Here is a 24,134-nt window from a genome sequence, read left to right as displayed (position 1 = left end):
CGTTACGCCGTGCCGCCCCGCCGTGCGCCCGCCACCCAAACATCCGCAATCGCGCGGTCATCGCCCATCATGATCGTGGCGAAAAGGCTTTCCCAAATGTCCTTGGCCGCGGCATGGCGCTGCGCGATGGCGGGGGTGGAGTCGAGCGACAGCACGGTGATGTCGGCCTCCATCCCTTCGGCCAGTGAACCCACATGATCTTGCAAATGCAGGCTGCGGGCCGAGCCTGCGGTGGCCAGCCAAATGAGCTGTGCTGCATGCAGCGGCGTGCCGCGCAACTGGCCGACCTCATAGGCCGCCGCCATGGTGCGCAGCATCGAAAAGGAAGAGCCGCCCCCGGTATCCGTTGCCAGCGCCAGCGGAATGCCCCGCGCGGCAAGGCCGGTCATGTCGAACAGCCCCGAGCCGATGAAGGTGTTTGAGGTCGGGCAATGCACCAGCGCACCGCCGACCTCCGCCAGCCGGTCGATCTCACGCGGTTCCAGATGGATCGCATGGCCGTAGAGGCCGCGTTCGCCCAGCAGGCCGTGGGCCTCATAGGTATCAAGGTAATCGCGCGCCTCTGGGAACAGGTCTCGGACCCATTCGATCTCATCCGTCTGCTCGCTGAGGTGCGTCTGCATCAGGCAGGTCGGATGCTCGGCCCAAAGCGCGCCGAGGGTGGAGAGCTGCTCGGGCGTGGAGGTGGGCGAGAAACGTGGCGTGATCGCATAGGTGGCGCGGCCCTTGCCATGCCAGCGCTCGATCAGCGCTTTGCTGTCGTCATAGGCCGATTGCACCGTGTCGCGCAGCCCTTCGGGCGCGTTGCGGTCCATGCAGGTCTTGCCCGCGACGATCCGCTGGCCGCGTTCTTCCGCCGCCTGAAACAGCGCGTCGGCGCTATGGGGGTGGATGGTGCAATAAGACGCGACCGTGGTGGTGCCATGGGCCAGCGTCAGGTCCAGATAGCGCGCAGCAATCTCGCCCGCGTAGGCGGGATCCGACAGGCGCATCTCTTCGGGGAAAGTATAGGTGTTCAGCCAGTCGATCAGCCGCTTGCCCCATGAGGCGATGATCGCGGTCTGCGGGTAGTGCACATGGGCATCGACAAAACCCGGGCAGATCAGCGCATCGGCGTAGCGTGTCACCTCGGCCTGCGGATGTGCGGCGCGCAGCGCGTCCCCCTTGCCGACGGCGACAATGCGACCGTTCTCAATCAAGACACCGCCTTCGGTGTCGATCTTCACAGCATCCTCCCACGCGCTTTGCATCGGGTTGCCGGAATAGCTGAGCGTCGCGCCCAAAAGGAGTCGTTGATTTGTCATGCCAGTGGTTTAGGTGAGGGCGGGACGGGGAACAATACCGAAGCGTCGCTGGTGCCGTTGTACCGGCTTGGGCGCTCGCTTATTATCGTTTCCAACAAAGGCGCAGAGACGGAGAGCAGCGGATGTCAGAGCAGATCGAAGAGCTGGATCCGGCGGCATCCCCTGAAGAGCGTGCCGAGGCCTATGTGCTCGACCGGAAAGCCGTGGCCGCGATCCTTGATGCGGTAGAGGCCAATGATCAGGCGCATCTGACCCAATTGATGGAGCCGCTGCACGCGGCGGATATTGCCGACCTTCTTGAGCAGATCGACGAGGACGACCGCGCCGCCTTGATCCGGCTTTACGGGCAGGAATTCGACGGCGAGATTCTGTCGGAACTCGACGAGTCGGTCCGCGAGGAAGTCATCAGCATCCTGACGCCGCAGGTCTTGACCCAAGCGGTGCGCGAGCTGGACAGCGACGATGTGGTCGACCTGATCGAAGATCTGGAAGACGCGCAGCAGGAAACCATCCTCGACGCGTTGGAAGAGACCGACCGCGTTGCGGTGGAACAGGCGCTGAACTGGCCCGAATATTCCGCCGGCCGTCTGATGCAGCGCGAGGTTGTCATGGCGCCGGAGCATTGGACGGTGGGCCAAGCCATCGACCATCTGCGCGCCACCAAGGAAGAAGACCTGCCGGATCAGTTTTATCACATTGTCATGGTCGACCCGCGCCTGCATCCGGTGGGCAATGTGACCTTAGGCAAGCTCATGCGCTCGCGCCGCGAGACGCGGCTGGCGGATATTCTGGAAGAGACCTTTCAGATTATCCCTGCCATGCGCGATGAGGGCGATGTGGCCTATGCCTTTAACCAGTACCACCTGATCTCGGCCCCCGTGGTCGATGAAGAGGGGCGTCTTATCGGGGTCATCACCATTGACGATGCCATGGCCGTGCTCGACGAAGAACACGAAGAAGACATCCTGCGACTGGCGGGCGTGGGCGAGGGGTCGCTTTCTGACCGGGTCACGGAGACGACGAAACAGCGGCTGCCGTGGCTTGCGGTGAACCTTGTGACGGCGATTGCGGCCTCCGTGGTGATCTCGCAGTTCGAGGCGGCGATTGCGCAGATCGTGGCGCTGGCCGTGTTGATGCCGATCGTGGCCTCAATGGGCGGCAACGCGGGCACGCAGAGCTTGACGGTGGCGGTGCGCGCCATCGCGACCAAAGACCTCACCGGCTCCAACGTTTGGCGGGTGATCCGGCGTGAGGTTTTGGTGGGGTTGGTCAACGGGCTGATATTCGCGGTGATCATGGGCATTGTCGGCGTGCTCTGGTTCGGCTCGCCGGGGCTCGGCTATGTCATCGCCACGGCGATGGTGATTAACCTCGTGGTGGCGGGGCTTGCGGGCACCGGCATCCCGATCTTGCTGGAGCGGTTCGGGGTGGACCCGGCGCTTGCCTCAGGCGCGTTTGTGACGACGGTGACGGATGTGGTGGGCTTTTTCGCCTTCCTCGGCCTTGCCGCCTTGGTGCTGTTGTGAGCGATTGTGCCGCCCGGAAGGCCGAGGCGCGCAAGGCGGCCTTTGCCCGCCGTAAGCCCTTGTTCGATCAAGCGAATGCGGCGGCGCAGGCAGGGTATCTTTCCGAGGTTTTGGCGGGCTACCGCGGCGTGCCGCTGTCGGGTTTCATGCCGATCCGAACGGAGATTGATCCACGCCCCGCCATGGCCGAAGCCTGCGCCCATGGTCCCGTCGGCGTCCCGGTGATCGAAAAGCCGAACCACCCGCTGTCTTTTGCCCGTTGGACCCCGGAAACACCGATGGCGCCGGGCACCTTTGGCGCGATGATCCCCGCTGAGCCCGATTTCTTCGAGCCCGAGATCGTGATCGTGCCGCTTCTAGCCTTCAACCGCGCAGGCGGACGGCTGGGCTATGGCGGCGGCTTTTACGACCGTACGCTGGCGATGTTGCGCGCGCGGCGGGCCACGCTGGCCATTGGCTTTGCTTTCGCGGGGCAGGAGTGGGACGACATCCCGCTGGAAGACACCGACGCGCCGCTCGATCTAATCGTGACCGAGGCCGGGGTGATCGAGGTGACGCCGGGCCAGCCTCCGTCCCGAGCGGAATAAGGGTTGCCGCCAAACCGCGCGCGTCCTAGTCCATGGGCATGAAGATTTTGTTTCTTGGCGATGTGATGGGCCGGGCCGGACGGCGGGCGATCACCGAAAATCTGGCGCGGCTGCGGCGCGACTGGAAGCTCGATTTCATTGTGGTCAACGGCGAGAATGCGACCGGCGGCATGGGGCTTTCGGGCGCACATGCCAAGACGCTGCTCGATGCCGGGGCCGATTGTCTGACCCTTGGCGATCACGCTTTCGACCAGAAAGACATGCTCAGCTTTATTGAGCAAGAGCCCCGCGTGATCCGCCCGCTGAACTTCTCCAAATCCGCGCCGGGCAAGGGGGCCAAGCTGTTCACAGCGCAAAACGGCAAGAAGGTTCTGGTCACCCAAGCGCTTGGCCAAGTCTTTATGAAACGGCCCTTTGATGATCCCTTTTCGGCGCTGGAGCCGGTGCTGAAAACCCATCCGTTGGGCGGCATGGCGCAGGCGATCATCGTCGATATGCACTGCGAAGCCACGAGCGAGAAGATGGCCATGGGCCATTGGTGCGACGGGCGGGCGAGCCTTGTGGTCGGCACCCATACCCATGTTCCCACCGCCGATGCGATGATCCTACCCGGCGGAACGGGCTATCTGAGCGATGCCGGCATGTGCGGCGATTATCATTCGGTGATTGGCATGGATAAGGCCGAGCCTCTGCGCCGTTTTATCACAGGCATGCCGCGCGAACGTTTCACCCCCGCCAATGGCGAGGCGACCCTTTCGGGCGTCTATATCGAAACCGATGACCGCACGGGGCGGGCCACGCGGATCGTCCCGGTGCGTGAGGGCGGTGCCCTTCAGGCCAGCGCGCCCTAAGAGCAGCAAGGCGCGGCCCGCGCGTCGCGCTTGCACCGAGGGCGGCAATCGGCGTAACTGGACAACGGCCTTTTGCCCGAATGACAGGTTCTTGATGGAATTTTTCAGCTTCTCTCCGATGGAGACGGCGGTGCTGACCCTCGTGGTCGTCGGCATGATGTTCGTGCTTTTCCTGCGCGAAGCCTTTCCGACCGAAGTGGTCGCCATCGCCGGGGCGGCCTTGCTGCTGGCGCTTGGCGTGCTGCCCTATGACGACGCGCTTGAGGTGCTTTCAAACCCCGCGCCTTGGACCATCGCGGCGATGTTCATCATCATGGGAGCGTTGGTCCGCACCGGGGCGCTGGATGTTTTGACGCGACTGGCCGAACGTTCGGCCAAGACGCATCCTAAAACGGCGGTGGCGGGGGTGATCCTGTCGGTCATGGCGGCCAGTGCGATTATGAACAACACCCCCGTGGTGGTGGTGATGATCCCGGTGGTGGTGCAGTTGACCCGCACACTGAACACCAAAGCCTCCAAGCTGTTGATACCGCTCAGCTATGCCGCGATCATGGGCGGCTCTCTGACGCTGATCGGCACCTCGACCAACCTGTTGGTCGACGGTGTGGCGCGGTCGCAGGGCATGGCCCCTTTCGGCATTTTCGAGATCCTGCCCGTGGGCCTCGTCGTCTGCGCTTGGGGCTTGCTTTACATGCTGCTCTTCGCCGACCGGCTGCTGCCCGCGCGTGACAGCATGGCGAATATGCTCTCTGACCGCTCCAAGATGAAATTCTTTACCGAGGCGGTGATCCCGCCTGAAAGCAACCTGATTGGCCGCGAAGTGCTGGACGTTCAGCTTTTCAAACGCGAGGGCGTGCGGCTGATCGACGTGGTGCGGGGCGACGATTCATTGCGTCGCAACCTCAAAGGGGTCGCGCTTCAGGTTGGCGACCGTGTCGTGCTGCGCACCCAGATGACCGAGCTTCTCAGTCTGCAAAACAACAAGGAACTGCGCCGGGTCGACCAGCTGTCGGCGGTGGAGACCACGACCGTCGAAGTGCTGATCACCCCCGGTTGCCGGATGGTGGGGCGCAGCTTGGGCTCCATGCGGCTGCGGCGGCGTTATGGGGTCTATCCGCTGGCGGTGCATCGGCGGAACCAGAACATCGGCCAGCAGCTTGACCAGTTGATCGTCAAGGTCGGCGATACGCTGCTGCTGGAAGGGGCTGCCGAGGATATCCAGCGGCTGGCGAGCGAGATGAACCTTGTCGATGTGACCCAACCTTCGGCCCGGGCGTTCCGCCGGGGGCATGCGCCGATCGCCATTGCCGCCCTCGTGGGGATCGTGGCGCTGGCGGCCTTCAACGTGGCGCCGATCCTCCTGCTGGCCGTGATCGCCGTGGCCGTGGTGCTGGTGACGGGCTGTATCGACGCAGAGGAGGCTTTCTCTTTCGTCGAGGGGCGTCTGCTGGCGCTGATCTTTGCCATGTTGGCGGTTGGCGCGGCCTTGCAGAACTCCGGCGCGATCACGCTGATCGTCGACAATATCGCGCCGGGGTTGGCGCAATTGCCGCCGTTTTTCATCATCTGGGCGGTGTTCCTGCTGACCACCATCCTGACCGAGATCGTTAGCAACAATGCCGTGGCGGTGATTATGACGCCGATTGCCATCAGCCTCAGCACCGCGCTTGGCATGGACCCGCGCCCGCTGGTGGTGGCGGTGATGATCGCTGCCTCCTGCGCCTTTGCCACGCCCATCGGCTATCAGACCAACACGCTGGTTTACGGGCCGGGGGGCTATCGCTTCACCGATTTCATGCGCATCGGGATCCCGCTGAACCTGAGCATGTCGGTGCTGGTCAGCGCGGTGATCCCGCTTATCTGGTAGCTTAGGCGCTGCGCGGCACGTCGGACTGGGCGACGATTGCGTCAAAGCCCGCTTGCGCCTCAAGGAAGTTGCGGGTCAGCGGGGCGGTGAGTTCGGATTGGTCCGAGAAATAGGCCCCGACCCGACAGATATGCGCCGCGAATTCAGGATGCACCCCGGCATCGTCATAGCGCCGGATGCGGTCCTTGCTCAGCCAGCCACGCTTCTTGGCCTCTTTACTGATCAGTTTGAGCCGCTGCACCGCGTGGAAGGTCAGGTAGACCGAGAGGTAATCGAGGTAGTCGGGCAGGGCGATGCCGCAGGTTGGATCGAAGGCGTCGATCACCACATCCACCATATCCGGCGGGGCGATGGGCCATGCCTCATCCCCGATCAGCCAAGCGATGTCTTCGGCCCCGTGGCGCAGCCCGGCATATTCAAAGTCGAACCAGCGCAGCTTGTCATCCGCGCCAATCGCGGCATTGCCTGAGCGGCAGTCCCATTTGACGAATTGCCGCGCCGGAGCGTTGATGCGCTCATAGGCGGCGGTGCGGTCGAACTGATCCGAGATGCCGCCGCCGAGGTCTTTTAGAAAATCCACCGCATCGACGAAGTTCAGCACCCAGTCGCGATTGTTGCCCAGATGCGGCATGATCGCGTTCAACTCGGTCTGGCGCGCGGCACCGTGGATGCGGAAGATGGCCGAGACCGCTTCGGCTGCGAGGTCAAGCTGTTTGGCGCGTTCCACCCGCGCGACCTCGACGTTGAGGCGGCGTTTGCCGACGTCGGATTGGAACATGATCTCGCCCACCACGCCCAGACATTCGGGCAGGTCGCTGCAGTGGCGGCCAAGCTCGGTCAGCACATGGGCTTCGAGATGGGTGCGGCGGAAGTTCGGGCGCAGGGTGGCGATCACCGTGCGGTCGGTCAGATGCAGCCGAAAGCTCGACCGGTTTTCGCCGCCCGGCGCCGATACCCGCGCCACATCTTGCCCGAAATGCTTGCGCGCCGCCGCGACGATCTGGGCCTGAGCGCTTTGTTCCTTGGGTCGTGCCATGGGGCCTCCGCTGGTGTTTTCACCTGTCTAGGTCGGCTGGCTGACGAGGGTACGGCGGGTTTTGGGCAAAACAAAGGCAATTTCCACCTATCCCGGCGGGAGTGATTCGCACCCCATCAGCGCATTTGATCTATACGAAAGAACAATGCCCTCTCGGGGTATCGCACTGTTTCTATTTGTCACGCTTTGTCGGCCCAATTTACCCAAAAAATGGAAAGAATTTGGCGGAAATAGGCGCCGCTGCTAGGTTCACAGGTCAGTGGGGGATGCGGCGCTGCAAAGCGGCCGCGGCTGCAAATGCATATGAGGGATTGGCGTCATGGGTTACAGATTCTCAAAGGGTTGGAACAGCAAGGACAATAGCTGGTCCACTGGCGGTGAAGCGGGCAGCGGTTGCGATGCCAGCGGAACGAAGTCCTATCACAACGGCGGGGTAGAGGGCTCCTCCTTCGCGAAGTGGTATGACAAGCACTTGGACGGGAAGTTCGACGGGAACGATGACGGCAAAGGCTCCGGTTCGGGTGGGACCAAGGGTTCCGGCTCTGGTGGTACGAAGGGCTCAGGTTCCGGCGGCACGAAGGGCTCCGGCTCGGGTGGCACGAAGGGCTCCGGCTCTGGCGGCACGAAGGGCTCCGGCTCTGGCGGCACGAAAGGCTCCGGCTCGGGTGGCACGAAGGGCTCCGGCTCTGGCGGCACGAAAGGCTCCGGCTCGGGTGGCACCAAGGGTTCCGGTTCTGGCGGCACGAAGGGTTCCGGCTCTGGCGGTACGAAGGGTTCCGGTTCGGGTGGCACGAAGGGTTCCGGCTCTGGCGGTACGAAGGGTTCCGGTTCTGGTGGCACCAAGGGCTCTGGTTCTGGCGGTACCAAGGGCTCCGGCTCTGGCGGTACGAAAGGCTCCGGCTCGGGGGGCACCAAAGGCTCCGGCTCTTGCGGCACTAAGGGGTCCGGCTCGGGTGGTACGCAAGGGGGTCATACCGGTGGCGACGATAAGTCCGTTCTTAATTTCCTGATGGGAGAGAATGGGGAGATCACAATCGCCGTCACGGAAACGCCGGAGGGGCAGTTGCACTTCAACCTCTCGCCCACTGATCCCGAAGCGGAATCCCACGCTGACATCAACGGACTTTTCTTCAATGTGACTGATGGCAGCGCAATCGAAGAACTGAACTTCTTCCCTGATGTGAACGCCGAAGGCTATCACCTGACGGATGTGAAGGCGGTGGATGACGGTGTCGACGGTTTCGCGGGTGGTCCCCAAGCGGGGGGCAGCTTCGATGTGGGTCTGCAGTTCGGCACGACCGCTGACAGTTCCGATGATGAGGTCACAAGCACGAACTTCACCCTATGGACCTATCCCGGCTCGCTGTCTTTCGAAGATATCGATCTGAGTGGCATGCGTGTCGTGGTGGACTCGGATGAGAGCGGCGGCGAGGTGCTTGAGGTGTCCGGTATGGTCGACCCTGACATGGAGGGCTCCGAAGCCGATACCTCCGACCCCGCGAGCGCCCTCATGGACGCGCTGACCCTCACCTCCGTGCCGGAGGAAGAAGACGAAGGGGGCGACACCTGCGAGGATGACGCCTTCGACATGGCCTAAGGGGCCGTCAGTCTAAAAACGAAAGGCGCGTCCCTCTGGACGCGCCTTTAGCTTGGCGGGCGTCGCCCCCTCAGCGTCCGCGCATCCAAAGGACGAAGGGCAGGGCCACCAGATACATCGTGATGCCATAGACCGCCGAGGGCAGAGCATAGGCGCTGAACCCCGACGCTTGGCCTGAGATCAACCCGGCGAGGGTGATGCCGAGCGTCGCGTTCTGGATGCCCACTTCGATCGAGATCGTCTTGCGGGTCTGCCACGCCAGCCCGGCCGCGGCGGCAATGCCCAGCCCTAGCAACATCAGCGCCGCGTTCATGCTAACAAGCGCGGGACCAAGCCGGGCGAGGTTCTCGGTGAAAACGCTCCAATTTCCGGCCAATGCGGCGAGGACAATCAGCACGAAGAGCAGCGCGGCGAGGGCGGAGAGGCCCGGCTCGATCCGCGCGGCAAAGCCGGGGGCGAGGTGGCGCAGGGCAAGCCCAAGTGCCACTGGCAGGGTGGTGATCACGAACATCGCCACCGCCAGCGCCGCGACCGAGACGTCTGGCGCGGCATCGCCCATGAAGTGCCGCACGGCGATGGCGGTGAAGACCGGCACGGTCAGGATGCTCAGAAGCGAGACCACCGCCGTCAAAGTCACCGACAGCGCCACATCGCCCCGCGCGAATTTGCTGATCATATTCGAGGTCACGCCGCCCGGGCAGAAGGAGAGGATCATCAGCCCGACGGCCAGTTCTCCGCGCAGGCCGAAGGCCATGGCCACCGCCCATGCGGCAGCGGGCACCAGCACCACTTGGCAAAGCGCGCCCAAGGCAAAGGCGCGCGGGTATTTCGCCACGCGGGTGAAGTCTGGGACCGTGAGGCCCACGCCCAGCGACAGCATGATGACCGCCAATGACAGCGGCAGTACGACGTTGATCAGAATGTCCATTTGTCCCCCCAAAGCTGACCTTCAGCCTAGGGGCGGCAAATATGCTCTGGCAAGTCCGACGCGCGGCGGCGGCGATTAAAGCGGCCAGAAGAACAGGATCGCGGGGATCGACACGGCGACGACGATGATCTCCAGCGGCAGCCCCATGCGCCAATAGTCGCCAAAGGAATAGCCGCCGGGGCCGAGGATCAGCGTGTTGTTCTTATGCCCGATCGGGGTGAGGAAAGCCGAAGAGGCCGCCACCGCGACCGCCATCAAAAACGGATCGGGAGAGACGCCGAGCGACTGTGCCATTTGTATGCCCACGGGCGCCGCGACGATGGTCGTCGCCGTGTTGTTGAGCACATCCGACAGCGACATGGTCACCACCATCAGAACCGTGAGGACCACCCAAGCGGGCAGCCCCTCGGTCAGCCCCACCAGCGCGCCCGCGATCAATTCGGTCCCGCCCGAAGTCTCGAGCGCCGCACCAAGCGGGATCATGGAGCCCAACAGCACGATCACCGGCCATTCGATATGGGTATAGAGTTCCGACAGCGGCACGATCTTGGCCAGCACATAGCCGACCACCACGATGCCAAGCGCAATGGGCAGGTAGATCAGCCCGAAGGAGGCCGCCGCCACGGCCCCCGCGAACATCGCAATGGCGAGCCATGTCTTGCTGTCTTGCGTCACCGCAAGACCCCGGTCGGCCAGCGGCAGCACGCCCAGCCAGTCGGTGACATGGGCCACCGTGTCGCGCGGGACCAGCAGCAACAGGATGTCCCCGGGTTTCAGCTCGGTCGTGCGCAGTTGCGAGGTGATCTTGCGGCCCTGTCGCGACAGGCCCAGCAGCACCGTGCGCTGCCGCCACGACAGACCCACCGCCTGCGCCGTGCGCCCGTTGAGCCGCGAGCCATCGGTCACCACGACCTCGACAATCTCGACCCCGTCACCGTCAGCCAGCAGCAGGTCTTCGCGGTCCCGGTCGGCCAGCGCGAGGTTCAGCGTGCTGCGGAACTCGTCCAGCGCGTCGGGCGTGGCTTCGAGCACGATCGCGTCTCCGGCTTGCAGCACCACGTTGCGGGCCGTGCCATAGCGCCGCTTGCCGTCGCGCATCAGCCCCAAGATCGCCACATCGGCGCGATGCGCCTCTTCTTGCAACTCGGCCAGCCGTTTGCCGATCTGTTTGTTGCCCTCGGGCACGGTCAGCTCAGCGATATATTGGGCGATGTCCTCGGCCTCGATCATGGCGTCTTCGCGGGCGGGGATCAGCCGCCAGCCGATCAGCGCGACAAAGACCAGCCCCGCAATGGCGGCCATCCCACCGACGGGGGCGAAATCGAACATCTTGAAAGGCGCGCCCAAGGATTCCTGCCGGATGGAGGCGATGATGATATTGGGCGGCGTGCCGATCAGCGTGGCCATGCCACCAAGGATGGTGGCGAAACTGAGTGGCATCAGGCTCAGCCCCGGCGCGCGGCCCGCCTTGCGTGCGGTCTGGATGTCGACCGGCATCAGCAGGGCCAAGGCGGCGACATTGTTCATAAAGGCCGATAGCACCCCGCCCACGGCGCCCATCATGGTGATATGCGCGCCCAGGCTGCGCGAACTGTCGACCAGCGTGCGGGTGATCAGCATCACCGCGCCCGAACGGACCAACCCAGCCGAAACCACCAAGACCAGCGCCACGATCAGCGTGGCCGGATGGCCGAAACCGTCAAAAGCGTTTTCCGTGGGCACCACCCCCAGCACCACGCCGAGCATCAGCGCCCCGAAGGCCACGATGTCATAACGAAAGCGACCCCAGAGCAGCAGGCCAAAGACCGCGCCAAAGAGGGTAAAGAGAATGATCTGATCTGTGGTCATATATCCGGTCTAACGTGGTTGCCCATCGGCGGAAAGCTAAGCACAGGCCGGGTGGCTTGTTCCAGCGGTGATGCTGGCATATAGAGTGGCGCAAACGCATTGCCAGAACGAGGTATTCATGGCCGGTCACTCCAAATGGGCAAACATCCAGCATCGCAAGGGCCGTCAGGACAAGCTGCGCGCCAAGGTGTTTTCCAAACTCTCCAAGGAAATCACCATCGCGGCCAAGATGGGAGACCCCGACCCGGACAAGAACCCGCGTCTTCGTCTGGCGGTGAAAGAGGCCAAGGGCCAGTCCATGCCCAAGGACAACATCGAACGCGCCATCAAGAAGGCCGTTGGCGGTGAGGGCGAGGATTACGAGGAAATCCGCTATGAGGGCTATGGCCCCAATGGCGTAGCGGTGATCGTCGAGGCGATGACCGACAACCGCAACCGCACCGCTTCGACCGTGCGCTCGACCTTCACCAAGAATGGCGGCAATCTGGGCGAGACCGGTTCGGTCGGCTTCATGTTCGAGCGCAAGGGCGAGGTGATTTACCCGGCTTCCGTGGGCGACGCCGACACCGTGATGATGGCCGCGATCGAAGCGGGCGCCGAAGACGTGGAAAGCTCCGAGGACGGTCACGTGATCTATTGCGCGGACACCGATCTCAACGATGTGTCGACCGCGCTTGAGGCCGAATTGGGCGAGTCGGAATCGACCAAGCTCATCTGGCGTCCGACCACCACCACCGAGATGGATCTCGAGAACATGGAAAAGCTGATGAAGCTGATCGATGCGCTTGAGGAAGATGACGACGTGCAGCGCGTCACCACCAACTTTGAGGCCTCAGACGAGGTTATGTCGCAGCTTTAACGCGGCATTAGCACCAGCGCCTCGCGCGCCGCGGCTCTTATGGCGGCGGTGAGCGGGGCCAGCGCGGGCGCCATGATCCGCGCGACCTGCCAGTAAAGCGGCACATCCAGCGGCAGTGCGTTGTCGAGTGACACGAGCCGCCCCGCCGCCATATCCTCGGCCACCAGCGGCGCGGGGTTCATCCCCCAGCCCAGCCCTTGACGCGCCGCCACGACAAAGCCGTGGCTTGAGGGCAGATGGTGGCTTGGCGGGGTCAGTCGCTGCCCGGTCTTTCGCATCAACCATCGCCCTTGCAGTTGATCCTTATGATCGAAGGTGAGCATCGGCGCGCGGGCCAGTGCCTCGGTCGTGACGCCCTCGGCAAACCAGGTCTCGCGATAGGCGGGGCTGGCAGTGGCATGATAGCGCAGCGCCCCCAAGGGCAGCACGTCGCAGCCCGGTGCCGCGCGGGCTTGCCCCGTTACCGCCGCGCTGACCTTCCCCCGTCGCAGCCAATCGGCAGAGGTGTCTTGGTCGTCGATCATCAGATCGAAGAGCATGTCGGGCACCTGCGCCAGCGCCGGTATCAGCCATGTGGCCAAGACATCCGCAGGCACCGCAAGGCGCAGCCGGGGCGGGGCGGTGGCATCGCCTGCGCCAAGCGCCTGCGCTTCGAGCAGGGCCACATCCTCCGCATGTTTGGCAAGACGCTGGCCCATGGGTGTGCCGGTGCAGGGCTGGCCGCGCAGAACGAGGGTGGCCCCCACACGATCCTCCAGCGCTTTCACCCGTTGCGAGATTGCCGAGGGGGTCACCCCCAGCACCGCCGCCGCGGCATCAAAACTGCCGAGCCGCAGGATATGGGCCAATGCGGTTAGCTGCGCGCTGTCGAGCTGCATAAGTTTTGCTAATCCTGACGTAGACTATTGAATTTGAGTAATCTGAACCGCCGGGCTAGGCAAAGGCAACCCATGTTATAGGACGCCTTTGATGTTCACCTCACTCCTTCCCGGCTTCGCCCTCAGCCTCACCCTTATCATGGCCATCGGGGCGCAGAACGCCTTTGTCTTGCGCCAAGGGCTGCGCCGCGAACATGTGCTGCCGGTGGTGCTGGTCTGCGCGGCCTCGGATGCGGTGTTGATCATGTCGGGGGTCGCGGGCTTTGGCGCGCTGGCTGAGGCGGCCCCGTGGTTCGGCCCGCTGATGCGCTATGGCGGCGCGGCCTTCCTGCTGTGGTACGGCTGGCGCAATGCGGTTTCCGCATGGCAGGGCGGGGAGGCGCTGGAGGCCGAGGGGCAATCCACCCGCAGCCTGCGCAAGGCGATCCTGACGCTACTGGCGCTGACGTGGCTGAACCCGCATGTCTACCTCGACACCTTGGTGCTGCTCGGCTCGATCTCGGCGCAATATCCCGACCGGCTCAGCTTTGGCATCGGGGCGGTGCTGGCAAGCTTCGTCTTCTTCTTCTCACTGGGCTATGGCGCGCGGCTTCTGGCGCCGCTCTTTGCCAGACCACGCAGTTGGCAGGTCTTGGACGCCATCATCGCCGTGACCATGTGGGCGATTGCCATCAAATTGCTTGCGATGTGAATAAAAATGCCGCGCCCATCTTGCCCTTGGCAGCGCTTTGGGAAAGGGTCGCGGCATGACACACTCTCCCGCCACCACCCCCGACATCCCCGCTCCGCCCAACCGCCCGCTTGTCGGGGTCTTTTGGATGTTGGTGACTGGGGCCTGTTTCATAGGCGTGACCGCGCTGGTGAAATACATGGGGCCGCGGCTGCCTTCGGCCGAGGCCGCTTTCCTGCGCTACGCCATGGGGTTGGTCTTTGTCCTGCCGGTCCTGCGGTCGCTGCTGGCCACACCGGTGAGCCGGCGGCAATGGGGGCTGTTCGGCATGCGGGGCCTGTGCCACGCGGGCGGGGTGATCCTGTGGTTCTACGCCATGACCCGCCTGCCCATCGCCGAGGTGACCGCGATGAACTACCTCGCGCCGATCTATGTCACCGTGGGTGCCGCGATCTTTCTGGGGGAGAAGCTGGCGGCGCGGCGTATCGTGGCGGTCTGTCTGGGGCTGGCGGGGGCGGCGATCATCCTGCGGCCCGGTTTTCGCGAAGTCTCCACCGGGCATCTGGCGATGTTGCTGGCGGCGGTGGTCTTTGCCGGGTCCTACCTCTTGGCCAAGGTGCTGGCCGATGAGGCGCGCCCGGTGATGATCGTGACCATGCTGTCGATCTTCGTCACAATCGGGCTGGCGCCCTTCGCCTTTGCCGTCTGGATCACGCCGACGCCGCAGGAACTGCTGATCCTTGCCGGGGTCGCCTTTTTCGCAACGGCGGGGCATTTCACCATGACGCTGGCCTTTGCCGCCGCCCCGGTGACGGTGACGCAGCCGGTCACTTTCCTGCAATTGGTCTGGGCCACGATCCTCGGCGTGGTGGTCTTTGCCGAGCCGGTGGACCTCTGGGTCGTGCTGGGCGGGGCGGTGATCTTGGGCTCTGTCACCTTTATTACATGGCGCGAAGCGATGCTGAAACGGCAGGTCACGCCCCCCTCGCATGCGACGAAATTCTGACCTTCCGCTCCGTCGGGGCGGTACTTGATTGACGAGTCAATAAAGATTCCCCTATCCTGAGGCGGTCAACACTGCCCCAAGGATCCGAATCCAATGCCCAAAGTCGGAATGGAACCAATTCGCCGCTCTGCGCTGGTTAAAGCCACCATCGCCGAGATCGGTGAGGCCCAGTCGCTGGATGTGACGGTGAGCCAGATCGCCAAGCGGGCAGGCATGTCGAGCGCGCTGGCGCATCATTACTTCGGCGGCAAGAACCAGATCTTTCTGGCGGCGATGCGGCATATCCTGTCGGAATATGCCGCCGGGGTCCGCGAGCGGCTTGCCACGGCCCGCACGCCGCATGACCGTGCGGCGGCGATCATCGTCGCTAGTTTCGATGACACGGGCTTTCACCCCGGCACGATCAGCGCGTGGATGACGCTCTACGCCCATGCCCGCACCAACCCCGAAACCCGGCGGCTGCTGACGGCTTACCAAAGTCGGTTGCGGTCCAACCTCACACATGCGCTGCGCCCGATCAGCCCTCAGCCCGAAGGCGACGCCGAAACCTTGGCGGCCCTGATCGATGGGCTCTACCTGCGCGCGGCGCTGTCGGATGGCGTCAGCGCGGCAGAGGCCATGACCCGCGCGCTCTATACGCTCGACCTGCTGCTTAAAGCGGGCCGTTGAACACCGCGGAGACGGGCGGCACCGCCGCGCTCCGCCTCTCTGAACACTCCTCGCCTCAGGCAAGAAAGTTCCTTTGATGTCCTATGATCCCCAACCCACCGCCAGCCACTTCATCGACGGCGCCTATGTCGAAGACACCAATGGCACGCCGATCCCGGTGATCTATCCCGCCACGGGCGAAAAGATCGCGACGGTCTATGCCGCCACGCCGGAAATCGTGGAACAGGCCATTGCCTCGGCCCGCCGCGCGCAGGCCGCATGGGGCGCGCTAAGCGGCACCGAGCGGGGCCGCATCCTGCGCCGCGCCGCCGACATGATCCGCGACCGCAACCACGACCTCTCGGTGCTGGAAACCCAAGACACCGGCAAACCCTATCAGGAGACCTCCGTCGCCGATGCCACCAGCGGCGCGGACGCGCTGGAGTATTTCGGCGGCCTCGCTGGCAGCCTGACCGGCGAGCATATCCAACTTGGCGAAGACTGGGTCTACACCCGGCGCGAGCCCTTGGGCGTCTGCGTCGGCATCGGCGCGTGGAACTACCCCACCCAGATCGCCTGCTGGAAGGCCGCCCCCGCGCTGGCCTGCGGCAATGCGATGATCTTCAAACCGTCCGAGACCACGCCGCTTTGCGCGCTGAAGGTCGCCGAGATCTTGATCGAGGCCGGGCTGCCCGCGGGGCTCTTCAACGTGGTGCAGGGCATGGGCGAGGTCGGCCAGTCGCTGGTCACCGATGCCCGCGTCGACAAGGTCTCGCTCACCGGCTCGGTGCCGACAGGGCGCAAGGTCTATGCCGCCGCTGCCGACGGTATCAAGCATGTGACGATGGAACTGGGCGGCAAGTCGCCCCTGATCGTCTTCGAGGATGCGGATATCGACAATGCCGTCGGTGGCGCGATACTCGGCAACTTCTACAGCTCCGGCCAGATCTGCTCGAACGGCACGCGAGTCTTCGTGCATCGCGATATCAAGGAGAAGTTCCTCGCACGGCTTTCCGAGCGGCTGGACAACGCCGTGATCGGTGACCCGATGGACCCCGACACCAGCTTTGGCCCGATGGTCAGCGAACGGCAGATGCAGATCGCGCTGGACTACATCGAGAAGGGCCAGGCCGAGGGCGCGCGGCTGGTCTATGGCGGCGCGCGGATCGAGCGTGAGGGCTTCTACATGCAGCCCACCGTCTTTGCCGATGTGACCGACGACATGATCATCGCCCGCGAAGAGATCTTCGGCCCCGTCATGGCGGTGCTCGACTTCGAGGACGAGGGTGAGGTCATGGCGCGCGCCAATGCCACCGAGTTCGGCCTCGCCGCCGGTGTCTTCACCCGCGATCTTGCCCGCGCGCACCGCGTGGCGGCGGGGTTCGAGGCCGGGACCTGCTACATCAACAGCTACAACGACGCGCCGGTCGAAGCGCCCTTTGGCGGCATGAAGAACTCCGGCGTGGGCCGCGAGAACGCGAAGGCGGCGATCGAGCACTACAGCCAGGTGAAGTCGGTCTACGTGCGCATGGGCGATGTCGAGGCGCCCTTCTAAGGGGTGAATTTGCTGAGAGGTGCTTGAGGGATCAGCCTGATCCTCAAGTCACCGCGTCAATTCTGGGGAGCGATTCCCCACCGCCTCAAGGACAAGCCGCGCATTCGCGCGGTGCTGCGCATCCTTGACCCGGCGGGGAATCACGGAAGGAAGAGCTATGGAAGCTGAATTTGTCATCGTCGGCGCGGGCTCCGCGGGCTGCGCCATGGCTTACCGTCTGGCCGAGGCGGGCCGGAAGGTCATCGTTATCGAACATGGCGGCAGCGACGCGGGCCCCTTCATCCAGATGCCCGCGGCGCTCAGCTACCCGATGAACATGCCGCGCTACGACTGGGGCTATAAATCCGAGCCCGAGCCGCATCTCAACAACCGCGAGCTGGTCTGCCCGCGCGGCAAGGTAATCGGCGGCTCGTCGTCGATCAACGGCATGGTCTACGTGCGCGGCCATGCTAAGGACTTCGACCATTGGGAGGAGTCCGGCGCGCGCGGCTGGTCCTACGCGGATGTACTGCCCTACTACAAACGCATGGAGACATGGCACGAGAACGGCCACGGCGGCGATGCTGCATGGCGCGGCAAGGACGGCCCGCTGCACGTCAGCCGCGGCCCGCGCGAGAACCCGCTATTCGACGCCTTCGTGCAGGCCGGGGCACAGGCGGGCTACCCGGTGACCCATGACTACAACGGCGAGCAGCAAGAGGGTTTCGGCCCGATGGAGCAGACCGTCTGGAACGGGCGGCGCTGGTCGGCGGCCAATGCCTATCTGCGCCCGGCGCAGAAGACCGGCAATGTCACCCTGATCCGCGCGCTGGCGCAACGTGTCGTGATCGAAGAGGGCCGTGCTGTGGGGGTCGAGGTCAAGCGTGGCCGCGCGACGGAGGTGATCCGTGCCAGCCACGAAGTGGTGCTGGCGGCGTCGTCGATCAACTCGCCGAAACTGCTGATGCTTTCGGGGATCGGCCCCGCCGCGCATCTGGCCGAACACGGCATCGAAGTACTGGCCGACCGCCCCGGCGTGGGTCAGAACCTGCAGGACCATCTAGAGCTCTACATCCAGATGGCCTCGCGCCAGCCGATCACGCTCTACAAGCACTGGAACCTCTTGTCGAAGGCCGTCATCGGCGCGCAGTGGCTCTTTACCAAGACCGGCATGGGCGCCTCGAACCAGTTCGAATCCGCGGCCTTTATCCGCTCGAAGCCCGGCGTGGAATACCCTGATATTCAATACCATTTCCTGCCCATTGCCGTGCGCTACGACGGGCAGGCGGCGGCCGAGGGGCATGGCTTTCAGGCGCACACGGGGCCGATGCGCTCCAAGTCGCGGGGCGAGATCACCCTGCGCTCCGCCGACCCTGCCGAGGCGCCGCGCATCCGCTTCAACTACATGTCCCATCCCGACGATTGGGAGGAGTTCCGCACCTGCATCCGTCTCACGCGGGAGATCTTCGCGCAGGACGCCTTCAAGCCCTTCGTGAAACACGAGATCCAGCCCGGCGCCGCGCTGCAGTCGGACGCGGAGCTTGATGCCTTCATCGTCGAACACGCCGAGAGCGCCTATCACCCCTGCGGCACCTGCCGCATGGGGGCGGCGGACGATCCCGACGCCGTGGTCGACCCGCAGGCACGGGTGATCGGGGTCGAGGGGCTGCGCGTGGCCGACAGTTCGATTTTCCCGCGGATCACCAATGGCAACCTTAACGCGCCTTCGATTATGGTGGGCGAAAAGGTCTCAGACCTGCTTTTGGGCCGCGATCCGCTGCCGCGCGCGAATGACGAACCTTGGGTGCATCCGAACTGGCAGGTGGCGCAGCGTTGATCGTTAACCTGCCTTAACATCCTGTCTTGAAGGCCGCGGGGCAGGGCGTCATACCTGCCTCATGTTAAGGATTTGTTCACTTTTCGCCCTCAGTCTGACACTGAGCCTCGCAACTGGATCGGCGGGGGCGCAGACCGTCTCGGGCGTGGTCCGCGTGATCGACGGGGATACTTTCGATCTCGGCGGTACGCGCATCCGCTTGCATGGCATCGATGCGCTCGAGTCCAGCCAGACCTGCGAGACAGAGGGCGGGCAGGCTTGGGCCTGCGGAGATTGGACAACGAGGGAGGTGCGCGACAGATACCAAGGGGCCGACGTGCGTTGTGAGGCACTAGACCGCGACCGCTATGATCGCATTGTCGCCCGCTGCCATGTGGGCGACGTTGACGTGGGGCAGGCGCTGGTGCGTGACGGGCTGGCCTTTGCCTATCGGAAATATTCGATGGACTATGATCTGGATGAGAAAGCCGCCTTTGTCGCGGGCCGTGGGATTCACGGGTTCAAGACGGTTTCCCCCGCCCGCTACCGCGTGACCCGCCGCAGCGGGTCCGAGCCTGCCCGGCCCGAGGGGAGCTGCCAGATCAAAGGCAATATCAGCGCCAAGGGGGTCAAGATTTACCATATGCCGGGGCAGGAATTTTACAGCCGCACCCGCATCAGCGCCCGCAAGGGCGAGCGTTGGTTCTGTTCCGAAGCCGAGGCGCGCGGCGCGGGGTGGCGGCGCGCGCGGCGCTGATCACTCCACCCGGTAGGGCAGGGTGTCGCGCAGATGCGGGTCGACCACCAACTGCCGCTCTAGCGGCGGGACGGAGCGTTGATGGCAATCCCGGCGTTCGCAAATCCGGCAGGAAATGCCAATCGGTTCAAAGGCATCGCTGCGGGTAACGTCCATCCCATCGGCATAGACCAGCGCGGGCGCATGGCGCACCTCGCAGCCGAGTGAGATCGCGTAGCGCCGCACCGGCGCGCCAAACCGTCCCGCCGGTTTCGAGATGTCCCGCGCCAAACTGATATAGCGCACCCCATCCGGCGTCTCGGCCAGCTGCCGCAGGAACCGCCCCGGCGTCTCAAAGGCGCGGTGGACGTTCCAGAGCGGGCAGGCGCCGCCGAAACGCGCGAATTGCAGCCGGGTGGCGGAATGACGTTTGGTGATCGTTCCTGCCTGATCGACCCGGACGAAGAAGAACGGCACTCCCTTTGCGCCGGGGCGCTGCATCGTCGACAGCCGATGCGCCACCTGCTCGATCGAGGCACCGAAATGCCCGGCCAACACCTCCAGATCATGGCGGCAGTCCTGCGCCTTTTGCAAAAACCGCCCATAGGGCAAGAGGGCCGCCCCGGCGAAGTAATTGGCCAGCCCAATCTTTGCGATATCCCGCGCCGCGGCACTGTGGAAGCGGGCAAGGTCCAGCGTCGCCTCCAGCAACGCGTCTTGCTGGGTCAGCGCCAACTGCAACAACATCTGAAATGTCTGCGTCTCAGGTGCCGCACGGGCCGATAGATGCAGCACCTTGCGGGCGGGATCATAGGCGCGGAGCCGGTCGTCATCCTCGAAAACCACGCGCACCCCGGCACTCTCAAGCGCGCGCGCCGCGGTCGCCCGCGTATCACTGCCGCTGCCTTCGCGGGTCGCAAAATGCTCTGCCGCACGGTCGACGGCATCGATGTAATTGTCGCAATAGTGAAAGAAGTCCCGCACTTCTTCCCAAGGGGAGGGCATCGCGCGGGCATCCTCACGGCCCAGGGCTTCGTCCAGCGAGGCCAACCGTTCATGCACCTGTCGGTAGCTTTGATGCAGCGCGAGAAAGGCATGTGCCAGCCCCGGCGCGTTGGAGGCGGTAAGGCGCAGATCGGCCACTGGGGGTGCCTTTCCGGCGAAAATCGGATCGGCCAGCGCCTCGCGCAGATCGCTAACCAACCGCTCCCCATCGCCGCTGGAAAGCTCGGTCACATCCAGCCTGAACTCCGACGCCAAGGCGAGCACGACATTGGTGCTGACGGGCCGGTTGTTGTTCTCCATCTGGTTGAGATAGGGCAAGGAGACGCCCAGCCGGGCGGCGAAGTCTTTCTGCGTCAGCCCCGCGCGGGTACGGGTCTCACGCAGTTTCACACCGGCATAGAGTTTCTGGATCGCCATCCGCGTACCTTTGCAACTTTGCAGTTAGGTGCAGCCTAGCTTTGCAAAGCCGGGGTCACAAGCGCGGAGAGCGTGGGCCTAGAGCCCCAAGGCTTTCTCACGCCGGATCACCACCCAGATGGAGGCGACCGAGGCGATGGCTGTCAACAACATGAGCCACAACAGCGGATAGGCCCCGGTTTCGGGGGTGAGAAGGGCGCCCGCCAGTGCGCTCAAGGCCGCGCCGCCGACGATCATGATCGCCCCGCCCAGCCCGGAGGCCGTGCCCGCCAAATGCGGGCGCACCGACAGCATCCCGGCGGTGGCATTGGGAATGCAGAGCCCGTTGCCCAGCCCCACCAGGGTCATCAGCCCGAAAAAGCTGAGCGGGGAGCCGTATCCTGCAAGGAAGATCAGCAGCGACACCGTGCCACCCACGGCATTGGAAATGCAGCCCCAAAGCACCAGCGTATTGACGCCGAAACGGGTCGCGGTCCGCGCGGTGACGAAGTTGCCGATGAAATAGCCAATCGCGGGCGCGCCGAAATAGAGGCCAAGCACCGCAGGCTCCATCCCGAAGACCACGGTGCCCACGAAGGGCGCGCCGCCGAGATAGGCAAAGAAGGCGCCCGAGCAAAAACCCGTGGCCAGCGCATAGCCCCAAAACCGCGGCGAGCGGAGCAACTCGGGGTATTCGCCGAACTGCTGGCGCAGCGATTTGCCGCTGGCCCGGGCGGTCTCGCCCAAATCCGCCCAAGCCACCCAAAAGACCACCCCGCCGAGGATCAGCATCGCCCAGAAGGAAGCCTGCCAGCCGAAGCCCTGCTCCAGCAGCCCGCCTAAGGCGGGGCTGATCATCGGCACCAGCGCCATGCCCATGGTCACATAGCCGATCATGGAGGCGGATTCGTCTTGGGTATAAAGGTCGCGGATCACTGCGCGGCTCAGCACCATGCCCGTGGCGATCACGGCCTGCGCCATGCGGAATACCAGAAACACGGCGATGTTCGGCGCCAGCAGACAGCCGACCGTGGCCACGAAGAAGATGCCCAAGCCCCAAAGCATCACCCGCCGCCGCCCAAGGTTGTCCGAAATCGGCCCGATGAAAATCTGCAGTATCCCACTGAAAAACAGGTAGAGCGGCACCGAAAGCTGGATCACCGCATAATCCGTGCCGAAATGCTCTGCCATCTTCGGCAGGCTGGGCAGGAAAATGTTCATGACCATGGCCGAAAGCCCGGCCAGCAGGATCAGCGTTGAAATATGGGGCGGGGTCGTCCGGTCTAAATACCGGACCCGGGGGATATCGCTCATGCAAATGCAAGTAGTAGTGGCTATGGGAAATGTCCATGTTAACTAGATTGTTTTGCAACTTTTCATTTTGCTGCCGTCACTATGTATTGATTTTGCAAATTTGCCAAATTGCGCTTTGGTCAGTTGCGCTCCTCCGGTAGACTGGTCGAAATCACAATAGGGGTGCGTCATGAAAGACATTCTCGAACAACTGGAGCGGCGTCGCGAAGATGCGCGTTTGGGCGGCGGTCAGGCACGGATTGATGCGCAGCACGGCCGCGGCAAGCTCACCGCGCGGGAGCGGGTTGATCTGCTGCTCGACGAAGGCTCGTTCGAGGAATTCGACATGTTCGTCACCCACCGCTGCACCGATTTCGGCATGCAGGATCAAAAGCCCGCGGGCGATGGCGTGGTCACCGGCTGGGGCACGATCAACGGCCGCCTCGTCTATGTCTTCAGTCAGGATTTTACCGTCTTCGGCGGCTCCCTATCCGAAACCCATGCCCAGAAAATCTGCAAGATCATGGACATGGCAGTGCAAAACGGCGCGCCGGTGATCGGCATCAACGATTCCGGCGGCGCGCGCATCCAGGAGGGCGTGGCGAGCCTTGCAGGCTATGCCGAGGTCTTTCAACGCAACATCGAAGCCTCCGGCGTGATCCCCCAGATCAGCGTCATCATGGGCCCCTGCGCGGGCGGGGCAGTCTATTCGCCCGCGATGACCGACTTCATCTTCATGGTCAAAGACAGCTCCTATATGTTCGTCACCGGCCCGGACGTGGTGAAAACCGTCACCAACGAAGTCGTTACCGCCGAAGAACTGGGCGGCGCCACGACCCACACGCGCAAATCCTCCGTCGCCGATGCGGCCTTCGAAAATGACGTGGAGGCATTGGCCGAGGTGCGCCGCCTCGTCGACTTGCTGCCCGCCAACAACCGCGAGAAACCACCGGTCCGCCCCTTCTTCGACGATCCCAACCGGATCGAGCCCTCGCTCGACACGCTGGTCCCGTCGAACGCCAACACCCCCTATGACATGAAGGAATTGATCCTCAAACTGGCGGATGAGGGCGACTTTTACGAAATCCAAGAGGAATTCGCCAAGAACATCATCACCGGTTTCATCCGCCTTGAGGGGCGTACCGTCGGCGTGGTGGCCAACCAGCCGATGGTGCTGGCCGGCTGCCTCGACATCGACAGCTCGCGCAAGGCGGCGCGTTTCGTGCGCTTCTGCGACGCCTTCGAGATCCCGATCCTCACGCTGGTGGACGTGCCCGGCTTCCTGCCCGGCACCGGTCAGGAATTCGGCGGCGTCATCAAACACGGCGCGAAACTGCTCTTCGCCTATGGCGAGGCGACCGTGCCGATGGTCACCGTCATCACGCGCAAAGCCTATGGCGGCGCCTATGACGTGATGGCCTCGAAACACCTGCGCTCGGATTTCAACTACGCTTGGCCAACCGCCGAAGTCGCCGTGATGGGCGCCAAGGGCGCGACCGAGATCATTCACCGCAAAGACCTGAACGACCCCGAAAAGATCGCCAAACACACCAAGGATTATGAGGATCGTTTCGCCAATCCCTTCGTCGCCGCCGAACGTGGTTTCATCGACGAGGTGATCCAGCCGCGCTCTACCCGCAAACGGGTCGCCCGCGCCTTCGCCTCTCTGCGCAACAAAAAAGTGCAGACCCCGTGGAAGAAACACGACAACATCCCGCTCTGAGCGCCATCATGCAGCTTCATCCTTTC

The 24,134-nt window shown here is 63.8% G+C and carries 20 protein-coding genes; 13 read left to right on the top strand and 7 right to left on the bottom strand.

Annotated features, from left to right (window positions below):
- Nucleotides 1–2 precede the first annotated feature (2 nt).
- Complete coding sequence (gene guaD / locus J7392_RS19805) at nt 3–1,304, bottom strand: guanine deaminase (RefSeq protein ID WP_209219066.1); 1,302 nt, start codon at nt 1,302–1,304, stop codon at nt 3–5.
- Nucleotides 1,305–1,426: 122 nt separating this feature from the next.
- Between guaD and mgtE the strand changes: the two genes are divergently transcribed.
- The 4 genes from mgtE to J7392_RS19785 all read left to right on the top strand — a co-directional run bounded on the left by mgtE (nt 1,427) and on the right by J7392_RS19785 (nt 6,135).
- Complete coding sequence (gene mgtE, locus J7392_RS19800) at nt 1,427–2,830, top strand: magnesium transporter (RefSeq protein WP_209219065.1); 1,404 nt, start codon at nt 1,427–1,429, stop codon at nt 2,828–2,830.
- Nucleotides 2,827–3,417, top strand: a complete 591-nt coding sequence (locus J7392_RS19795; RefSeq protein ID WP_209219064.1) for a 5-formyltetrahydrofolate cyclo-ligase — start codon at nt 2,827–2,829, stop codon at nt 3,415–3,417. Before mgtE ends, J7392_RS19795 begins: the two co-directional genes overlap by 4 nt.
- Before the next feature lie 38 nt (nt 3,418–3,455).
- Nucleotides 3,456–4,268: a TIGR00282 family metallophosphoesterase gene (locus J7392_RS19790; RefSeq protein ID WP_067267593.1), complete on the top strand. Its 813-nt coding sequence runs from the start codon at nt 3,456–3,458 to the stop codon at nt 4,266–4,268.
- Nucleotides 4,269–4,362: 94 nt separating this feature from the next.
- A complete protein-coding gene (locus J7392_RS19785) occupies nt 4,363–6,135 on the top strand; it encodes an SLC13 family permease (RefSeq protein ID WP_168612245.1) in 1,773 nt (590 codons plus the stop codon).
- A 1-nt stretch (nt 6,136) separates the two neighbouring features.
- Here J7392_RS19785 and J7392_RS19780 read toward each other — a convergent pair whose 3' ends face one another.
- On the bottom strand, nt 6,137–7,171 hold the full coding sequence (locus J7392_RS19780) for a hypothetical protein (protein WP_209219063.1): 1,035 nt from the start codon (nt 7,169–7,171) through the stop codon (nt 6,137–6,139).
- Nucleotides 7,172–7,490: 319 nt separating this feature from the next.
- Here J7392_RS19780 and J7392_RS19775 point away from each other — a divergent pair, with 319 nt between their 5' ends.
- Nucleotides 7,491–8,768, top strand: coding sequence for a hypothetical protein (locus J7392_RS19775; protein ID WP_209219062.1), 1,278 nt, complete (start codon nt 7,491–7,493; stop codon nt 8,766–8,768).
- Between the two features lie 70 nt (nt 8,769–8,838).
- Here the strand turns inward: J7392_RS19775 and J7392_RS19770 are convergent, their stop codons facing one another.
- A complete protein-coding gene (locus J7392_RS19770; RefSeq protein ID WP_209219061.1) occupies nt 8,839–9,696 on the bottom strand; it encodes a bile acid:sodium symporter in 858 nt (285 codons plus the stop codon).
- 75 nt (nt 9,697–9,771) lie between these two features.
- The gene (locus J7392_RS19765; protein WP_209219060.1) at nt 9,772–11,544 is read right to left on the bottom strand and encodes an SLC13 family permease; all 1,773 of its coding nucleotides are present in this window, start codon (nt 11,542–11,544) and stop codon (nt 9,772–9,774) included.
- A gap of 118 nt (nt 11,545–11,662) precedes the next feature.
- On the opposite strand from J7392_RS19765, the gene J7392_RS19760 reads away from it, so the two are divergent.
- A complete protein-coding gene (locus J7392_RS19760; protein WP_209219059.1) occupies nt 11,663–12,403 on the top strand; it encodes a YebC/PmpR family DNA-binding transcriptional regulator in 741 nt (246 codons plus the stop codon).
- On the opposite strand, the gene J7392_RS19755 is transcribed toward J7392_RS19760, so the two are convergent.
- Nucleotides 12,400–13,281 (bottom strand): LysR family transcriptional regulator ArgP, encoded by an 882-nt coding sequence (locus J7392_RS19755; RefSeq protein ID WP_209219058.1) that lies wholly within the window; start codon nt 13,279–13,281, stop codon nt 12,400–12,402. The genes J7392_RS19760 and J7392_RS19755 overlap by 4 nt on opposite strands.
- A gap of 91 nt (nt 13,282–13,372) precedes the next feature.
- Between J7392_RS19755 and J7392_RS19750 the strand changes: the two genes are divergently transcribed.
- The 6 genes from J7392_RS19750 (at nt 13,373) to J7392_RS19725 (ending at nt 19,712) form a co-directional block, all read left to right on the top strand.
- Complete coding sequence (locus J7392_RS19750; RefSeq protein WP_209219057.1) at nt 13,373–13,972, top strand: LysE/ArgO family amino acid transporter; 600 nt, start codon at nt 13,373–13,375, stop codon at nt 13,970–13,972.
- Nucleotides 13,973–14,027: 55 nt separating this feature from the next.
- Entirely contained in the window at nt 14,028–14,957 is a 930-nt protein-coding gene (locus tag J7392_RS19745) for a DMT family transporter (protein ID WP_136720479.1), read from the top strand.
- 93 nt (nt 14,958–15,050) lie between these two features.
- Nucleotides 15,051–15,626, top strand: a complete 576-nt coding sequence (betI, locus tag J7392_RS19740) for a transcriptional regulator BetI (RefSeq protein ID WP_209219056.1) — start codon at nt 15,051–15,053, stop codon at nt 15,624–15,626.
- 76 nt (nt 15,627–15,702) lie between these two features.
- Complete coding sequence (gene betB, locus J7392_RS19735) at nt 15,703–17,160, top strand: betaine-aldehyde dehydrogenase (protein ID WP_209219055.1); 1,458 nt, start codon at nt 15,703–15,705, stop codon at nt 17,158–17,160.
- Nucleotides 17,161–17,317: 157 nt separating this feature from the next.
- Nucleotides 17,318–18,976, top strand: a complete 1,659-nt coding sequence (betA, locus tag J7392_RS19730; RefSeq protein WP_209219054.1) for a choline dehydrogenase — start codon at nt 17,318–17,320, stop codon at nt 18,974–18,976.
- 61 nt (nt 18,977–19,037) lie between these two features.
- On the top strand, nt 19,038–19,712 hold the full coding sequence (locus J7392_RS19725; protein ID WP_209219053.1) for a thermonuclease family protein: 675 nt from the start codon (nt 19,038–19,040) through the stop codon (nt 19,710–19,712).
- Here J7392_RS19725 and J7392_RS19720 read toward each other — a convergent pair whose 3' ends face one another.
- Both J7392_RS19720 and J7392_RS19715 read right to left on the bottom strand, forming a co-directional pair.
- The gene (locus J7392_RS19720; RefSeq protein WP_209219052.1) at nt 19,713–21,113 is read right to left on the bottom strand and encodes a helix-turn-helix transcriptional regulator; all 1,401 of its coding nucleotides are present in this window, start codon (nt 21,111–21,113) and stop codon (nt 19,713–19,715) included. It abuts the gene before it with no gap.
- A 78-nt stretch (nt 21,114–21,191) separates the two neighbouring features.
- The gene (locus J7392_RS19715; protein ID WP_209219051.1) at nt 21,192–22,406 is read right to left on the bottom strand and encodes a multidrug effflux MFS transporter; all 1,215 of its coding nucleotides are present in this window, start codon (nt 22,404–22,406) and stop codon (nt 21,192–21,194) included.
- Between the two features lie 169 nt (nt 22,407–22,575).
- On the opposite strand from J7392_RS19715, the gene J7392_RS19710 reads away from it, so the two are divergent.
- Nucleotides 22,576–24,108, top strand: a complete 1,533-nt coding sequence (locus tag J7392_RS19710; protein ID WP_168612268.1) for an acyl-CoA carboxylase subunit beta — start codon at nt 22,576–22,578, stop codon at nt 24,106–24,108.
- The last annotated feature ends 26 nt before the right edge of the window (nt 24,109–24,134 follow it).

Source organism: Sulfitobacter sp. R18_1 (assembly GCF_017743915.1).
GTDB lineage: Bacteria > Pseudomonadota > Alphaproteobacteria > Rhodobacterales > Rhodobacteraceae > Sulfitobacter > Sulfitobacter faviae.
The sequence above is the reverse complement of the archived record's forward strand: the minus strand, read 5'-3'. Positions and strand labels throughout refer to the sequence as shown.

What these genes read in the sequence shown, in the direction of transcription:
- J7392_RS19770 (WP_209219061.1), bottom strand. Translation starts at nt 9,696, where the DNA reads ATGGACATTCTGATCAACGTCGTACTGCCGCTGTCATTGGCGGTCATC.
- J7392_RS19790 (WP_067267593.1), top strand. Translation starts at nt 3,456, where the DNA reads ATGAAGATTTTGTTTCTTGGCGATGTGATGGGCCGGGCCGGACGGCGG.
- J7392_RS19745 (WP_136720479.1), top strand. Translation starts at nt 14,028, where the DNA reads ATGACACACTCTCCCGCCACCACCCCCGACATCCCCGCTCCGCCCAAC.
- J7392_RS19785 (WP_168612245.1), top strand. Translation starts at nt 4,363, where the DNA reads ATGGAATTTTTCAGCTTCTCTCCGATGGAGACGGCGGTGCTGACCCTC.
- J7392_RS19750 (WP_209219057.1), top strand. Translation starts at nt 13,373, where the DNA reads ATGTTCACCTCACTCCTTCCCGGCTTCGCCCTCAGCCTCACCCTTATC.
- guaD (WP_209219066.1), bottom strand. Translation starts at nt 1,304, where the DNA reads ATGACAAATCAACGACTCCTTTTGGGCGCGACGCTCAGCTATTCCGGC.
- mgtE (WP_209219065.1), top strand. Translation starts at nt 1,427, where the DNA reads ATGTCAGAGCAGATCGAAGAGCTGGATCCGGCGGCATCCCCTGAAGAG.
- J7392_RS19775 (WP_209219062.1), top strand. Translation starts at nt 7,491, where the DNA reads ATGGGTTACAGATTCTCAAAGGGTTGGAACAGCAAGGACAATAGCTGG.
- J7392_RS19725 (WP_209219053.1), top strand. Translation starts at nt 19,038, where the DNA reads ATGTTAAGGATTTGTTCACTTTTCGCCCTCAGTCTGACACTGAGCCTC.
- J7392_RS19720 (WP_209219052.1), bottom strand. Translation starts at nt 21,113, where the DNA reads ATGGCGATCCAGAAACTCTATGCCGGTGTGAAACTGCGTGAGACCCGT.
- J7392_RS19715 (WP_209219051.1), bottom strand. Translation starts at nt 22,406, where the DNA reads ATGAGCGATATCCCCCGGGTCCGGTATTTAGACCGGACGACCCCGCCC.
- J7392_RS19755 (WP_209219058.1), bottom strand. Translation starts at nt 13,281, where the DNA reads ATGCAGCTCGACAGCGCGCAGCTAACCGCATTGGCCCATATCCTGCGG.
- J7392_RS19760 (WP_209219059.1), top strand. Translation starts at nt 11,663, where the DNA reads ATGGCCGGTCACTCCAAATGGGCAAACATCCAGCATCGCAAGGGCCGT.
- J7392_RS19780 (WP_209219063.1), bottom strand. Translation starts at nt 7,171, where the DNA reads ATGGCACGACCCAAGGAACAAAGCGCTCAGGCCCAGATCGTCGCGGCG.
- J7392_RS19710 (WP_168612268.1), top strand. Translation starts at nt 22,576, where the DNA reads ATGAAAGACATTCTCGAACAACTGGAGCGGCGTCGCGAAGATGCGCGT.
- betB (WP_209219055.1), top strand. Translation starts at nt 15,703, where the DNA reads ATGTCCTATGATCCCCAACCCACCGCCAGCCACTTCATCGACGGCGCC.
- J7392_RS19765 (WP_209219060.1), bottom strand. Translation starts at nt 11,544, where the DNA reads ATGACCACAGATCAGATCATTCTCTTTACCCTCTTTGGCGCGGTCTTT.
- betA (WP_209219054.1), top strand. Translation starts at nt 17,318, where the DNA reads ATGGAAGCTGAATTTGTCATCGTCGGCGCGGGCTCCGCGGGCTGCGCC.
- betI (WP_209219056.1), top strand. Translation starts at nt 15,051, where the DNA reads ATGCCCAAAGTCGGAATGGAACCAATTCGCCGCTCTGCGCTGGTTAAA.